14 protein-coding genes, 1 other RNA gene and 1 pseudogene are annotated in these 14642 nt (G+C 68.3%); 12 read left to right on the top strand and 4 right to left on the bottom strand.

The window, feature by feature from the left end; genetic code table 11:
- Positions 1-16: 16 nt before the first annotated feature.
- From DYE23_RS08480 to ssrA, 8 genes and pseudogenes are all read left to right on the top strand, one after another.
- Entirely contained in the window at positions 17-961 is a 945-nt protein-coding gene (locus tag DYE23_RS08480; RefSeq protein ID WP_172527731.1) for a mechanosensitive ion channel family protein, read from the top strand.
- Positions 958-1494, top strand: coding sequence for an Rv3103c family proline-rich protein (locus tag DYE23_RS08485; protein ID WP_115326992.1), 537 nt, complete (start codon positions 958-960; stop codon positions 1492-1494). Before DYE23_RS08480 ends, DYE23_RS08485 begins: the two co-directional genes overlap by 4 nt.
- A gap of 45 nt (positions 1495-1539) precedes the next feature.
- A complete protein-coding gene (gene ftsE / locus DYE23_RS08490; protein WP_011895291.1) occupies positions 1540-2229 on the top strand; it encodes a cell division ATP-binding protein FtsE in 690 nt (229 codons plus the stop codon).
- The gene (gene ftsX, locus DYE23_RS08495) at positions 2230-3126 is read left to right on the top strand and encodes a permease-like cell division protein FtsX (protein ID WP_115326993.1); all 897 of its coding nucleotides are present in this window, start codon (positions 2230-2232) and stop codon (positions 3124-3126) included.
- A 2-nt stretch (positions 3127-3128) separates the two neighbouring features.
- Positions 3129-3626: an SsrA-binding protein SmpB gene (gene smpB / locus DYE23_RS08500; RefSeq protein ID WP_011895289.1), complete on the top strand. Its 498-nt coding sequence runs from the start codon at positions 3129-3131 to the stop codon at positions 3624-3626.
- Entirely contained in the window at positions 3623-4477 is an 855-nt protein-coding gene (locus DYE23_RS08505; RefSeq protein WP_172527895.1) for a DMT family transporter, read from the top strand. The genes smpB and DYE23_RS08505 overlap by 4 nt, the downstream gene beginning before the upstream one ends.
- Before the next feature lie 60 nt (positions 4478-4537).
- Positions 4538-6851, top strand: a pseudogene (locus tag DYE23_RS32020) (putative bifunctional diguanylate cyclase/phosphodiesterase).
- 95 nt (positions 6852-6946) lie between these two features.
- Positions 6947-7314, top strand: a transfer-messenger RNA (tmRNA) gene (ssrA, locus tag DYE23_RS08515).
- A 67-nt stretch (positions 7315-7381) separates the two neighbouring features.
- Here the strand turns inward: ssrA and DYE23_RS08520 are convergent.
- Positions 7382-8290 (bottom strand): NYN domain-containing protein, encoded by a 909-nt coding sequence (locus DYE23_RS08520; protein ID WP_013472337.1) that lies wholly within the window; start codon positions 8288-8290, stop codon positions 7382-7384.
- Positions 8291-8379: 89 nt separating this feature from the next.
- Between DYE23_RS08520 and DYE23_RS08525 the strand changes: the two genes are divergently transcribed.
- From DYE23_RS08525 to DYE23_RS08535, 3 genes are read left to right on the top strand one after another with little or no spacing between them, the layout of a single operon-like run.
- On the top strand, positions 8380-9819 hold the full coding sequence (locus DYE23_RS08525; RefSeq protein ID WP_013472336.1) for a DUF2252 domain-containing protein: 1440 nt from the start codon (positions 8380-8382) through the stop codon (positions 9817-9819).
- 38 nt (positions 9820-9857) lie between these two features.
- The gene (locus tag DYE23_RS08530; protein WP_013472335.1) at positions 9858-11282 is read left to right on the top strand and encodes an SDR family NAD(P)-dependent oxidoreductase; all 1425 of its coding nucleotides are present in this window, start codon (positions 9858-9860) and stop codon (positions 11280-11282) included.
- Positions 11282-11866: a DUF998 domain-containing protein gene (locus tag DYE23_RS08535; RefSeq protein WP_013472334.1), complete on the top strand. Its 585-nt coding sequence runs from the start codon at positions 11282-11284 to the stop codon at positions 11864-11866. The genes DYE23_RS08530 and DYE23_RS08535 overlap by 1 nt, the downstream gene beginning before the upstream one ends.
- Before the next feature lie 2 nt (positions 11867-11868).
- On the opposite strand, the gene DYE23_RS08540 is transcribed toward DYE23_RS08535, so the two are convergent.
- A complete protein-coding gene (locus tag DYE23_RS08540) occupies positions 11869-12588 on the bottom strand; it encodes a cutinase family protein (RefSeq protein WP_178061078.1) in 720 nt (239 codons plus the stop codon).
- A gap of 135 nt (positions 12589-12723) precedes the next feature.
- Entirely contained in the window at positions 12724-13200 is a 477-nt protein-coding gene (locus DYE23_RS08545) for an acyl-CoA thioesterase (protein ID WP_013472332.1), read from the bottom strand.
- Between the two features lie 79 nt (positions 13201-13279).
- Between DYE23_RS08545 and DYE23_RS08550 the strand changes: the two genes are divergently transcribed.
- Complete coding sequence (locus DYE23_RS08550; RefSeq protein WP_099961167.1) at positions 13280-14164, top strand: LmeA family phospholipid-binding protein; 885 nt, start codon at positions 13280-13282, stop codon at positions 14162-14164.
- Positions 14165-14167: 3 nt separating this feature from the next.
- Here the strand turns inward: DYE23_RS08550 and DYE23_RS08555 are convergent, their stop codons facing one another.
- On the bottom strand, positions 14168-14641 hold the full coding sequence (locus DYE23_RS08555; RefSeq protein ID WP_011895277.1) for an Lrp/AsnC family transcriptional regulator: 474 nt from the start codon (positions 14639-14641) through the stop codon (positions 14168-14170).
- Between the last annotated feature and the right edge of the window lies 1 nt (position 14642).

Consider the following 14642-nt stretch of genomic DNA (forward strand, 5'->3'; position numbering starts at 1 on the left):
TGTTCTCGCGTTTGACATGGCCGGCGCCTGGCGCGGGTTCTGGCAGGGCGACACCGGAGTCTGGATTCTGGGACGCGGTGTTCCGATCGCGCTGCTGTTGATCGGTGGACTGCTGGCGGCGCGCTTCATCAACTGGTCCGCTCGGCGCATCACCCGCCGCATCGACGCGCAGTACCTGGAGAGCGACCAACTCGTCCGTACCGAAAGCGCGAAGCACCGCCAGGCGGTGGCGTCGGTGATCTCGTGGGTTTCGGTGGCCCTGCTCTTCGTGATGGTGGCCGTCCAGATCACCGACATCTTGGCCATCCCGATCGGTTCTCTGGTCGCACCCGCCGCGGTCATCGGCGCCGCGCTCGGTTTCGGCGCGCAGAAACTGGTTCAGGATCTGTTGGCCGGCTTCTTCATCATCACCGAACGGCAGTACGGATTCGGGGACCTGGTGGAGTTGAACATGGTCGGTGCCCCCCAAGCCGCACAGGGCACCGTCGAAGAGGTCACGCTGAGGGTCACCAAGCTGCGCACCAGCGAGGGCGAGGTGTTCACCGTCCCGAACGGCAACATCGTGCAATCGCTGAACATGTCCAAGGACTGGGCGCGCGCCGTCGTCGACATTCCGGTGCCCACCACGGTGGACCTCAACCGCGTCAACGAGGTGCTGCACAGGGTCGGTGAGACGGCCATGCAGGACGACGAACTGCGCGCGTTGCTGCTGGACACCCCCCAGCTGATGGGCGTGGAAAGCATCGAGGTCGACACCGTGAACCTGCGCATGGTGGCGCGGACGTTGCCCGGTAAGCAGTTCGAGGTCGGTCGACGACTGCGGATCCTGATCATCGCGGCGCTGGCCGGAGCGGGGATCTCCACTCAGGAACACACCCCTGTCGTCAGCAACATCAGCGCCGACGGCGACACCGCGAGCAGCGAAGCCGACGCGCGGAGCCGGGCGGAGCAGAAGTCGTGACCCTTCCATCCTTCTTGCAGCGGCTGCAGCCGAAGAACCGTCACTCACGGGCCTATCTCTTCGGCGGTCGCATGCGGGTATCGACCGTCGGGCTCGTCCTGGTCTTCTTCGCGTTGTACTGGGTGAACCAGAACTATCAACCCGAGCCGCCGGCGCCGGCGATGGATCCGGCTCAGCAGGTGGTGCCGCCCGGTTTCGTGCCGGACCCGAACTACACGTGGGTGCCGCGCACCAACGTCGAGACCCGCGCGCCCGAGCCCACGACGACCACGACCACCACCACGACCACCCCGACCACGACCACCACTACGACCCCGTCGCCGACACCGGACACGCCGACCACGTCGCCGGAGACATCCACGCCACCGCCTGCCGGACCGCTGTTCCCGTCGGAGCCAACGACGACGGTCATCGACCCCGACGGACCGGGACCGCTCGCGCCGCAGACGTTCACCCAGGCGCCGCCGGTGCTGACCCCGACGACGGTCGCCCCGACGGGGCCGGTACTGCCGCCCACGCCGCCACAGCCCTAGTTGCCGGGGTGCGGACAGGCCGCCCCGCTACACTGGCGTGCCGTGATGATCACCCTCGACCGTGTGTCAAAGCAGTACAAGTCGTCCGCCCGTCCGGCGCTCGACAACGTGTCGGTCAAGATCGACAAGGGTGAGTTCGTCTTCCTCATCGGCCCGTCTGGTTCCGGCAAGTCCACGTTCATGCGCCTGCTGCTCGCCGAGGAGAACCCGTCGTCGGGGGACATCCGGGTCTCGAAGTTCCACGTGAACAAGTTGTCGGGCCGCCACATCCCCGGTCTGCGACAGGTCATCGGCTGTGTGTTCCAGGACTTCCGGCTGCTGCAACAGAAGACGGTGTTCGAGAACGTCGCCTTCGCGCTGGAGGTGATCGGCAAGCGCGCCGACACCATCAACCGCGTGGTTCCCGACGTCCTCGAGATGGTCGGTCTGTCGGGGAAGGCCAACCGGTTGCCCGGCGAACTGTCCGGCGGCGAACAGCAGCGCGTCGCGATCGCGCGGGCGTTCGTGAACCGGCCGCTGGTGCTGCTGGCCGACGAGCCGACCGGCAACCTGGACCCCGACACCAGCAAGGACATCATGGACCTGCTCGAGCGCATCAACCGCACGGGCACGACGGTGGTGATGGCCACCCACGACCACCACATCGTCGACTCGATGCGCCAGCGTGTCGTCGAACTCGAACTCGGCCGGCTGATTCGCGACGAACAGCGCGGCGTCTACGGAATGGATCGCTAAGTGCGCTTCGGCTTTCTCGTCAACGAAGTCCTGACCGGACTTCGCCGCAACGTGACCATGACGGTCGCGATGATCCTCACCACCGCGATCTCGATCGGGCTGTTCGGTGGCGGCATGCTGGTCGTGCGCCTGGCCGATCAGTCGCGCGCCATCTACCTCGACCGTGTGGAGAGCCAGGTCTTCCTGACCCCCGATGCGTCGGCAGACGACCCCACGTGTGACAACGACCCGTGCAAGGCGCTGCGGCAGACCATCGAGGACCGCGACGACGTGCGCTCGGTGCGGTTCCTGAACCGCGATGAGGCCTACGAGGACGCGATCCGCAAGTTCCCGCAATACAAAGATGTGGCGGGTCGCGACGCGTTCCCGACGTCGTTCGTCGTCAAGCTCGACGACCCGGAGCAGCACCAGAACTTCGATGAGGCCATGGTGGGCCAGCCCGGGGTGCAGAGCGTGCTGAACCAGAAGGATCTGATCGACAGGCTCTTCGCCGTCCTCGACGGCATCAGCAACGTCGCCTTCGCCGTCGCGCTGGTGCAGGCCATCGGCGCGGTGTTGTTGATCGCCAACATGGTCCAAGTCGCGGCGTACACCAGACGCACCGAGATCGGCATCATGCGACTGGTCGGCGCGACCCGCTGGTACACGCAGTTGCCGTTCCTGGTGGAGGCGATGCTGGCCGCGCTGATCGGCGTGGTGCTGGCGATCGTCGGCCTGATCCTGGTGCGCGCGTTGTTCCTGGAGAAGGCGCTGGACCAGTTCTATCAGGCGAACCTCATCGCCCAGGTCGACTACGCTGACATCCTCTACTACAGCGCGCCGTGGATGCTGTTCCTCGGCCTGGCGATGTCCGGCATCACGGCCTATGTCACGCTGCGGCTCTACGTACGAAGGTAGCGGTGGCCAAGAAGCCGAAGTCCGTCAAGGACACCAACAACATGGTTGTCGCGTCCAACCGGAAAGCGCGCCACAACTACTCGATCCTGGAGACCTACGAGGCCGGTGTCGCGCTGGTGGGCACCGAGGTGAAGAGCCTGCGCGACGGCACGGCCTCGCTGGCCGACGCGTTCGCCACCGTGGACGACGGCGAGATCTGGCTGCGCAACCTGCACATCCCGGAGTATCACCACGGCAGCTGGACCAACCACGCGCCGCGGCGCAACCGGAAACTGCTGATGCACCGCAGGGAGATCGACAACCTGGTCGGCAAGATCCGCGACGGAAACCTGACGCTTGTGCCGCTGTCGCTGTACTTCACCGGCGGCAAGGTCAAGGTGGAACTGGCCCTCGCGCGAGGCAAGCAGGCACATGACAAACGTCAGGACATGGCGCGCCGCGACGCCCAGCGGGAGGTAACCCGCGAACTGGGTCGTCGGGTCAAAGGCATGACGAACTGACCGCCGTCCTCAGCGCCCTGGTGGCCGCTCTGGGCTACGGCGTCAGCGATTTCGTCGGCGGTATCGCCTCGCGCCGCGTCGCCGCCCTCCGGGTGGTCGTCATCTCGTATCCGGTGGCGCTGCTCCTGCTCGTCCTCGCCGCCGTGCCGTTCGGCGGTCAACTCAGCACAGCCGCGATCCTGTGGGGGCTGTCGGCGGGAATCGTCCAGGCCTTCGGGGTCTGGTGGTTCTACGCGGCGCTGGGATCGGGGCCCATCTCGGTCGTGTCCCCGCTGACCGCGATCCTGGTGGCCGGAATCCCGGTACTGGCCGGGCTGGCGTTCGGGGAGCGGCCCGGAACCCTGGCCGGGGTCGGGGTGGTGCTGGCACTCATCGCGGTCGTGCTGGTCAGCCGTGACAGCGCGGGAGATGCCGAGGCCGCGCGCACAGGCGCCAGGTTCACCGCGAAGGTCGCCTGGTTGACGGTCGGCGCCGGTGTCGCCTTCGGATTGAACTTCGTCATCCTGCACCGGATCCCGAAGGAAGCGCAGCTCTGGCCGTTGGTGTTCGGCCGGGCGGCGGCGGTGGTGGTCGTGCTGATCGCGGCAGTGGCGACGGCGAACCTGGTGATCGAACGGGGGGTTCCGCTGCGCCTGGCGGTCCTGGCGGGCGGCCTGGACACAGTCGCCAATATCGCCACGCTGGTGGCCCTCCAGTCGTCATTATTGTCACTGGCCGGTGTCCTGATCGCGCTCTATCCTGCGGCGACGGTGGTCCTGGCGATCGCGGTGCTCCGAGAAAGGGTGTCACGGTCGCAGTGCGTCGGCATGGTGCTCGCGCTGGCCGCCGTCGGCATGATCGCGGCGGGTTAGCACCGCCGACCAGAGGGCACAGTGAGACGGAGCGTTACCGCGGGTTAGGGGGTGGGGACCATGACGGGGTATCGGATTCGCGCCTCTGTGGTGCTCGCAGCAACCCTGCTGGTGCTCGTCAACGGGTTCGCCCCCTGGGGACAGGCCGCCGCGCTGCGCGTCGATGCGATTCTGCAGGTGTGCACGGCGGCCGTCGCCGTCGTGTACGGACTGTGGGTGGCGCGCCGCGTGCACGGCGTCTCCCGCACCTGGCGTCTTCTGGCGGTCGGAGCGGTCGCCGGCCTGCTCGTCGGGGAGCTGGTCTGGTGGGAACCCACCGAGGCGCTGCCGGTGGCCTGGGTGATCCCGTACTGGCTGTTCCTGATCCTCGCGCTGGCATCGATGGTGGTGCTGGCCAGAGCGGGCCGCGGCATGTCCATTCCGGCCGACGGATCGCTGCGGCACACCGCGGTCATCACCGTCCTCGACGCCGGCGTGGCTGCCGCATCGTTCGCCATCCTGGTCTTCCTCGGTCGCTACGGAGCGTTCTCGGTGAGCTCGTGGCCGCATTCGACCGACCCCTCGGTGGAGATCGGCTATGCGGTGTTTCAGCTCGTGGTCGTGGTCATCGCTGCGGTCGTCGGCATGATGTACGCCGCCGATCGCCCCTTCCGGTCCAACTTCCTGCAGCTGGCGTGCGGCGTGGTGATGGCCATCTCGTCGGACCGGGTCATCGCGTATTTCGACTCCGTCGGCAACGAGGGCGCCCAGATCTGGGCGGGCGTCGGGGTGGTGCTGGGCCCGCTGCTGATCGCGTTCTCGTTCCGGGAGCGGACCGACGGCATCCGCGGGCCGACCGACACCATGCGGCCGATGGACTGGGCGCAGATGACCCTGCCGTACGCCGGTTTCATCGGCATCACGAACCTGCTGTCCTACCACGTCCTCACGGGCAACACCCTGGATCCGGCCGTGGTGATGACCACGCTGGTGATGGTCATCCTCGTCGCGGCCCGGCAGGTCGTCGCGATGGGCGCTCAGCGGCGGCTGACGCAGAGGTTGTACGAGGCTCAGCGCGGTCTGGCCCATCAGGTGCACCACGACGCCCTGACCGGCCTGCCGAATCGGCTGATGTTCGCGCAGCGTCTCGAGGCCGCGGTGCAGCACGGCGACTTCGTGCTGATCTTCGTCGACCTCGACGACGTTCAAAGAGGTCAACGACCGCTTCGGGCACGCCGCAGGCGACGAGTTGCTCTGCGCCGTGGGCGAGCGGCTCAGACGGCACGTGCGCAGCGAGGACACCCTGGCCAGGATCGGCGGCGACGAGTTCGCCATCCTGATCGACGGTGTGCGCGACATCCCCGAGCTGATCGCCGACCGCCTGCGGGTGGCCCTGCGGGATCCGTTCCCGGTGCACGGGTCGTCGTTACGGGTGCGCGCCAGCATGGGTCTGGTCCGGTCGGGAGGAGAGGGCGGCCTGCAGACACCGGACGACCTGCTGCGGCAGGCCGACATCTCGATGTATGCGGGCAAACGCCTCGGCAAGGACACCGCCGTCGTCTACCAACCGTCGGCAGGCGTGCGCGCGGAGTTCCCCGCCGCGCTGCGCGAAGCGCAGGGAGGGGTGCCCGACGGCTTCGCGCTGGCCTATCAGCCGGTCGTGCACCTGCCGGATCAGACGCCTGCGGCGCTGGAGGCGCTGGCCCGCTGGACCGCACCGAACGGGATCCTCATCGCCCCCGAGACGTTCGTCGCGGTGGCGGAGGCGTCGGGTCTCGGTGCGACGCTGGACGCGATGGTGCTGGGCCTGGCCTGCCGCGAGGTGAAGGACGCGGGGCTCGACGTGGATATCCACGTCAACGTCGGCGCCGCACGGCTGGGTAATCCGACGTTCGAGGAGCAGGTGCACCGCACGTTCGACGAATGCGGCATGGAACCGAGCAGGCTGGTGCTGGAGATCACCGAAACCGTGCCGATCGTGGACCTCGCCGACGCGGCGGCGCAGATCGAGCGATTCAAAGCGCTCGGCATCCGGATCGCGCTCGACGACTTCGGCGCCGGATACAACTCCCTGACCTATCTGCACGCGCTTCCGGTGGACATCGTGAAACTGGATCGCAGCCTGGCGGTCGGGGCGGATCCCGAGCGCGACCTGGCGCTGTACCGGTCGGTGATCGGGCTGTGCACCGACCTGGGCATGGACGTCGTCGCCGAGGGCATCGAAACGCAACTGCAGGCCGACACGGTGTACGCCGCGGGCTGCGCGTTCGCGCAGGGGCATCTGTTCGGCAAGCCGGTCGCGATCTCGGAACTCACCCGGGGATGGCACGAACCCTCGGGGCAGATCGGCGGGGGCGGCCGCGAGGTCAATCAGCCCACCAATCAGCCCACGTGAGTCGGTGGCGAGCGTCGGGACCAAATATCGGCTGGCCCATGTTGGAATGCCCGGTAGTATGAACTGTCCCACCGAAAGCCGGTGGGGTGTGCGAAGGGGCTGAACGGTTTCGACTTCGCGCATCGAATCAAGGGAAGCGTGCCGGTGCAGACAACTGACCACCGTAAGCGTCGTTGTAACCAATTAAGCGCCGATTCCAATCAGCGCGATTACGCTCTCGCTGCCTAAGCGAAGCTAATCCGTCAGACCGGGAGAGCCCTCGACCCGGACCCTGGCGTCATCTAGAGGGACCCACCCACGGGCCCGGTCGCGGGGACCGTGGGGACATCAAACAGCGACTGGGATCGTCATCCTGACTTGTTCGCGTGATCAGGAGATCCGAGTAGAGACATAGCGAACTGCGCACGGAGAAGCCTCGAGGGAATGCCGTAGGACCCGGGTTCAATTCCCGGCAGCTCCACACGGAAGGACGCGGGCCAGAGCGAAAGCTCTGGCCCGCGTTTCGTATTCGGCTCGGCGGCCCCGCGCCCCTACGCGTTCTCGCGCAACCGCACCATCCGGATCGTCGAGCTCTCGTCCAGCTCGACCACGTCCGACCGGGAGCGCAGGAAATCGCTGAAGGACTTGAACCCCAGGGATTTCTCGCTGAACGACGGATCCATCCGTTTCATCTGCGCCTTCACCGCCGAGTTGTGCAGCCAGTCGGCGTCGTCCTTCTCCAGACCGATGCGCAGCGCGCGGGTCAGCAGCCCGGTCGCGCTCGCCTGCGGGTCCGGTTGTTCCGGCTCCTCCGGGGTCTCCGTCGACGGCTCCTCCGCCGTCGACTTGGTGCGCGTGGACCGCCGCTTCGGCGCGGGCTTCTCGTCGGCCACCGGTTCCGGCTCGAACACCGGCACCCCGGGCAGCGTGTCGTAGGTGACGAACTCGTCGCACGCCGCGGCGAGCATGCGGCTCGACGACCCCGCCACGCCGATGCCCACCACGTAGCGGCCCAGCCGTTTGCACCGCTGCGCCAGCGCGATGTAGTCCGAATCGCCGGCGACGATCACCACGTGGGTGAGGTCGGGGAGGCGGAACATGTCCTCGACGGCGTCGACGGCCAACCGGATGTCGGCGCCGTTCTTGCCGTACGCGGCCGCCGGGAACAACTGCACGAGATCGACTGCGCGACCGACCAACTGACCGCGGTACCTCGCGTTGATCTCGGCCGACCAGTCGGCATAGGCGCGGGTCAGCACCAGCGTGCCGAACGACGATGCGAAGTCGATGATCGCTCCGACGTCGACGGTGGCCCGGTCCAGCTTGTCCCTGACCTCGTCGAAGCCCTTGGCCTTGTCGCGCTGGAACGAGTTACGACCGTTGACCTGGTCGTACCGGGACAGCACGATGTTGTCGAAGTCGAGATACACCGCTACGCGGCTCGCGCCGGATTCCGTCATGGCACCCAGTCTCGCCGACGGGTAGCCCGCCGCGCCCCAGTGCCTCCGAATAGGCCCGAACGTCGCGGTACGAGCACCCATCGGCCACCATGGAAGCCGTGAGTAGCGTCGGCCAGGGTCGCGAGCCCCTCAGACACACCGTGCTCGCCGATGCGGACAGCGCGGCCTACCACTCCCTGCGTCAACGCCCCGTCACGCGCGCCGAGCGATATGCGCTCGGAAAGAGCCTGCGCAAGCGGGTGCCTCGCAAATCGCTGGCGGACTGGGCGCCGCGCGCGGACCGGCCCGACCCCGTCCGGCTCATCGAGGTCAACCACCGGGGCAGGCTCGGGCAGCTCGTCCCGGTCCGGGTGGGACGGATGATCGCCTCGCCCTACGGTTTCCTGCGCGGCACAGCGGTGGTGATGGCCGACGATGTGGCCCGACTCCCGAGCACGGGCATCATGCCGGTCGTGTGCGGCGACTCGCACCTGGGCAACTTCGGCTTCTACGCCTCACCCGAACGTGACCTCGTGATCGACCTCAACGACTTCGATGAGGCGCATCCCGGCGGCTGGGAGTGGGATCTGCGCCGGCTGGTCGCCAGCATCTGGGTCGCCGGCCGACACAACGGTGCCTCCGAGGACGACTGCGAGGCCGCGGTCCGGTCGTGCGTGTCGGCCTACCGCCTCGAGGTGCGCAGGCTGGCCGACGAACCGCTGTTCTCCCGCTCGTTCACCCGGATCGACGTCGACCGCCTCGCCGGGGAGGCGGCCGGGCCGCTGGCCGACGAGGTGCGGCGCTCGGCCGCCCGCGCGCGCAACCGCACCAGTGACCGTGCGCTGCCGCGTTTCACCCAGGAGGTCGACGGGGTCCGCAGGATCATCGAGGAGCCGCCGCTGATCACCCGGCTGCCCGCCCAGGAGGCCGACGCGCTGGCCGAAGCCCTCGACGCCTACCTGCCGACACTGGCCAGCCATTGGCGGCGGGTGCTCGGCGGCTACACGCTGCTCGACGTCGCGCACAAGGTGGTCGGTGTGGGCAGCGTCGGTCTGCGCGCGTATGTGGCGCTGCTGGAAGGGTCCTCGCCCGAGGACGTGGTGTTCCTGCAGCTCAAGCAGGCCCGCCGTTCGGTGCTCGCCCGCTACGTGCACGGCGAATCCGCCTGGCACGCCCATCAGGGTCAGCGGGTCGTCGAGTACCAGCAGGCGTTGCAAACGGTCAGCGATCCGCTGTTGGGCTGGACGACGGTCAACGGTTTGCAGTTCTACGTCCGGCAGTTCCGGAACATGAAGGGCACCATCCCGCTGGACGCGATGCACCCGAAGGCGTTGATCGACTACACGGGGGTGGTCGGGCAACTCCTCGCCAAAGGGCACGCCAGGACCAGCGGCGCGTCGATGATCGCCGGGTACCTGGGACGTTCGGAGAAGGTGGACATCGCGTTGAGCACGTTCGCCCGCCGGTACGCCGATCAGACCGAGGCCGACCATGCCGCGCTGGTGGCGGCGGTCGAGGACGGCCGTCTGCCCGTCGAGCGCGGGGTGTGAAGTTCGCCGATCAGCGGTGATGTCCGTACCCTTCCCCCGTGAGCGCTATCGACCCTGACAAGTTGCGCACCTGCCTGCAGGTGCTCGCCGACATCGAGGCGTTGCCGCCCGAACACCCCGACGCCGTCGCCGTGCGCCGGGCCACGGCAAGCATCTTCAAGTCGGTCCGCAAAGCCCGCCGGCACGCCAAACGCGACGCCGTCGCCGCGGCCGACCGCGCCGTCATCGCCGCGACCGCCACGGGCGCACCCGGTCGTATCGACGACGAAACCGCCGGGCTGCCGCTGGTGTCCACCGCCGACGGCGCCACCGCCGGCACGCTGCAGCGGTCCCGGGCCTGCTACGTCTGCAAGACCCACCACACCGTGGTCGACGCGTTCTATCACCAGCTCTGCCCGAGCTGCGCGGCGCTCAACAGGGCCAAACGCGACGCACGGACCGACCTGACGGGGCGGCGGGCCCTGCTCACCGGCGGCCGCGCCAAGATCGGCATGTACATCGCGCTGCGGCTGCTGCGCGACGGCGCGCACACCACCATCACGACCCGCTTCCCGAACGACGCCGTGCGCCGCTTCGCGGCGATGCCCGACAGCGCGGACTGGCTGCACCGCCTGCGCATCGTCGGGATAGACCTGCGCGATCCGGCACAGGTCGTCGCGCTGGCCGACACCGTCGCCGCGCAGGGCCCGTTGGACATCCTGATCAACAACGCCGCCCAGACGGTGCGCCGCTCTCCGGGGTCCTACGCGGCCCTCGTGGAGGCCGAGCGTGCCGCGCCGGCAGAACTCGACCTCGTCGACGTGATCTCGTTCGACCGCGTCAGCGACGCCCACCCCGCTGCCCTCGCCGGAAGCCTGGCCGAGCAGCACACCCCGCACGCGGTCACCGAGCTCGCGCTCGCGGCACGCAGCGCGTCCCCGGAACGGATCGCGGCGGGCACCGCCATCGACGCCGGCGGGTTGCTGCCCGACACCGCGCCGGTCAACAGTTGGACCCAGCGGGTGCACGAGGTCGACGCGATGGAACTCCTCGAAGTCCAGCTGTGCAATCAGACGGCGCCGTTCATCCTCGTCAGCCGGCTGCGGCCCGCGATGGCCGCCTCGTCGGCGCGCCGCAAGTACGTCGTCAACGTCTCGGCGATGGAAGGGCAGTTCAGCCGGGCCTACAAGGGCCCCGGTCACCCGCACACCAACATGGCTAAGGCCGCGCTGAACATGCTGACGCGCACCAGCGCAGGCGAAATGCTGGAGCAGGACGGCATTCTGATGACCGCGGTGGACACGGGCTGGATCACCGACGAGCGTCCGCATCCGACGAAGCTGCGCCTGGCCGACGAAGGTTTCCATGCCCCACTGGATCTCGTCGACGGAGCCGCCCGCGTGTACGACCCGATCGTGCGCGGTGAGGCCGGCGAGGACCTGTACGGCTGTTTCCTGAAGGATTATTCGCCGGGCAACTGGTAATGGGTTCCGCCCGCCTTGCGGCCGTCCTCTGGATTCTCGGGGCGACCGTCTATCTGGTGTGCGAGACCGTCGCGGCAGCGGCAGTCCCGGGATACAGCTATATCACCGACTACATCAGCGAACTCGGCGTGCGCGAGGTGATGAACGTCGGCGCGTTCATGGTGCACGGGATCCTGTTCGGGCTCGCAGCCGTGGTGCTGGTCCGCGGCTGCCCGCTCATGGGCGCCCGGGTGTTCCTGATTGCGGCCGTGGCGAATACCGCGGGCAACATCCTGGTGGGTACGTTCCAGAGCGGGACGCCCAACGCGCACTGGCACGTCATCGGAGCAGGTCTGGCCATCGTCGGCGGCAACGTCGCGCTGATCACGGCGGGGATAGCCGGTCGCGCGGTGCGTGCGCCCACATGGTTTCGCCGGGCGAGTGTCACGCTCGGTGGTTTCGGGCTGGTGTGTCTGATCGCGCTGATCACCGACGGCGCCAACGGTTCTCGCGCATTGCCGGCCGGCATGGTGGAGAGGGGATCGGTGTATCCGATCATCATCTGGGAACTGCTCGCCGGCATCACGCTGCTGCGCCGGCGGTAGCGTCAGGCCGGCGCGCCGCCCGATTCTGCCGGCGTCTCGGCGAGTTTGCCGACCGCGAAGTCGGCCGCCTGCACCACGAGTCCGTCGGAGATGTAGCGGGCGTGTGCGCCGAGGTCGTTGCCGGGCGAGCACACGAAATCGCCGGGGACGCACAACTCCAGAGTCTTGGGCTGATACAGCGCACCGATGGTCACGGGCGGTTGCTTGATCATGTCCATGAACCGATCCGACGGCGCGCCCAGCAGTGCCACCGCGGCGACGTGGTCGGCGATGTCGGGCGGCATCGGCGCAGGAACCTCCGAGAGGGACACCCCGTCGGGAATCAATTCCGTTGTCACGAAGCCCATCACGGCCGCGCCCTGGGAGTACCCGCCGAGAACGAGCTTGGTGTCGGGACAGTTCATCGCGATCTGCTGAACGTGTGTGCTCGCGTCGGCGATGCCTTCGACGGCGGTCGGGAAGTCGGGGCTCGCCGGATAGTCGACGGCGTAGACGCCCACCGTCTTACCGCCGAGTCTGGACCGGAGGTCCTCGACGAAGGCCTGGCCCATCGCCCCGAGACCGGGCGCCTCGGTCGTGCCGCGCGCGAACACGATCTCGACGTCGGGACATCCGGGGGCCGCGGCGGCGAGTGGTTCGGGAGCGGGAGCGGCGACGGGCGCGGGAGCAGGGCCCGTCGCAGGCGGTAACGCGGGTTGCGCGAACGCATGTGGTGCGAGCAGAAGGCCGGCGGCCAACGCCAGCGCGGGGCCTGTGACACCAGCTAGACACTCTGACAGTCCCACGGTCCGATGGTCGCACAGATGCCACGGATCGGCACCCGCTGCGAGGTCCACAGCAGGGGTGTGTCGCCGGTCCTACGCGACCCGCAGCGCCAACGACTCCAGTCGGTCCCGGTTCTCGTCGGGAATCGGTGTCGGCCCGTCGTCGCCGAGCACCACGAGCACGGTGTCGCACAGGCTGACGCACCCACCGTCATGAAACAGCGCCGTGGAAGCCACGTACGAGGTACGGCCGACGCGGCCGATCCCGATCGCGGTGTCGATCACCGACGGCCAGGGCGCCTCCCGCAGGTAGTGCACGACGATCGTCGAGGTGACGATGCGCAGACTGCGGGTCGTGCGGTCGTACACGTTCGGGAACACCTGTCGGTTCAGCATCGCCCTGGTGTTCTCGTGCAGCGATTCCAATGCCACGTTGTTGAGATGACCGTTGGCGTCCATGTCGCCGAACCGCGTGTCGACGGCACGGTGAACCGGATAGCACGCCGCGTCGAGCCGTGCCGGATGCGGGCGGGCGACGGTGCTGACGATCGGCGGTGATCCTGACTCCATGGCGCCAAACTATCCGGGCGCGGTGTGCCCGCGGCCGGGGTGGGCCCGCACACCCGATGGCTGGGGCACAATCGCGGACATGACGAACCCGCGGGATCCCGAGACCCGGCGCCTCCCGCGTCCGGGTGGGCCCGACGCACCCACCGAGAGAATCCGCCGGCCGCCCCTTCCGCCGCGCCCGTCTCTGCCGCGTACTTCGCCTCCGCCGACAGCCCCGGCATCGGGCGACAATCGCGGTGGCAGAGGGTTTTTCACCCGGCGGACGAGCACGCTGCTGGCCGTCATCGCCGTCGCCGCGCTCGCCGGTGGACTGGCCGGCGCGGAACTGTATGCCCGACACCGGGCCGACGCGGTGCTCGTCGGGATCGCCGAGTGCGTCGTCGAGGACGGCACCACGATCTCCTACGGGGTGAACCCGCCGTTCCTGTGGCAGCACATCACCGGCCGGTACACGAACATCTCGGTACGCACAGCGGGGGATCGCGTGCAGTCCGCGGACGGGATGACCGCCGACGTGACCCTCGAAGACGTGCGCCTGAGCGGATCCGGCGATTCGAAGGGCACCATCGGCGCGTTGGACGCGACGCTGACGTGGACGGCGGCCGGCATCAAGGACACCGTCGCGGCGAACCTGCCGGGCGTGGGCGCCCTGGTCACCGACGTCACCACCGACCCGTCGGCCGGCACCCTCGAGATGGCTGCGGGCAGTGCGAGTGTGATCGCGAAACCTGTTGTCGTCGAAGGCAATCTGAATGTCGAGGTGCTCGATGTCACCGGTCCGTTCCCCAAGGATGCGGTGCAGTCGGCGCTCGACGACCTGACCAGGAAGCTGAACGACAACTATCCGTTGGGGATCCGTGCCGACAGCGTCGAGGTCACCGACGCCGCTGTCGTCGGGTCGTTCTCGAGCCGGGACGCGTCGATACCGGACGGCGAATCGGACCCCTGCTTCGCCCGCCTCTGAGCGTCACCGCCCGCGCGCGAGTTCCTCGATGAGCGGCCGTGTGCGGTAGGCGATGACCTCGTGCATCGCGATCGACATGGTGGTGCGCTCGACGCCGGGGACCGCCAGGACCAGCCCGGCGACCCGGTACAGGTCGTCGGCGTCGGTGGCGACGACGGCGATCAGCAGGTCGGCGGCGCCGGAGAGCCCGGTGACCTGGGTGATCTGAGAGACGGTCGCCAGCTCGGCGATGACGTCTTCGAGCTTGTGCTGGTCGACGACGACGGTGATGAACGCCTTGAGCGGATACCCGAGGTCGCGGGGCGAGACGCACCGGTCGATGGGTGCCAGGACGTTGTCCTGATCCCAGCGCGCCAGCCGCGCCTGCACGGTGTTGCGCGCCAGGTTCAGCATCGCGGCCAACTGCACGCCGGTCGCGCGCGGGGCGTCGCACAGGGCGAGAAGCAACCGTGCGTCGGTGCGGTCCAACCTCGTCATG

This window comes from Mycolicibacterium gilvum (assembly GCF_900454025.1).
Taxonomy (GTDB): Bacteria; Actinomycetota; Actinomycetes; order Mycobacteriales; family Mycobacteriaceae; genus Mycobacterium; species Mycobacterium gilvum.

Coding starts and splice junctions, on each gene's coding strand:
- DYE23_RS08525 (WP_013472336.1), top strand. CDS start 8,380: ATGGAAGCCGTGAGTAGCGTCGGCCAGGGTCGCGAGCCCCTCAGACAC.
- DYE23_RS08535 (WP_013472334.1), top strand. CDS start 11,282: ATGGGTTCCGCCCGCCTTGCGGCCGTCCTCTGGATTCTCGGGGCGACC.
- DYE23_RS08545 (WP_013472332.1), bottom strand. CDS start 13,200: ATGGAGTCAGGATCACCGCCGATCGTCAGCACCGTCGCCCGCCCGCAT.
- DYE23_RS08555 (WP_011895277.1), bottom strand. CDS start 14,641: ATGACGAGGTTGGACCGCACCGACGCACGGTTGCTTCTCGCCCTGTGC.
- DYE23_RS08550 (WP_099961167.1), top strand. CDS start 13,280: ATGACGAACCCGCGGGATCCCGAGACCCGGCGCCTCCCGCGTCCGGGT.
- DYE23_RS08480 (WP_172527731.1), top strand. CDS start 17: ATGGCCGGCGCCTGGCGCGGGTTCTGGCAGGGCGACACCGGAGTCTGG.
- DYE23_RS08520 (WP_013472337.1), bottom strand. CDS start 8,290: ATGACGGAATCCGGCGCGAGCCGCGTAGCGGTGTATCTCGACTTCGAC.
- ftsE (WP_011895291.1), top strand. CDS start 1,540: ATGATCACCCTCGACCGTGTGTCAAAGCAGTACAAGTCGTCCGCCCGT.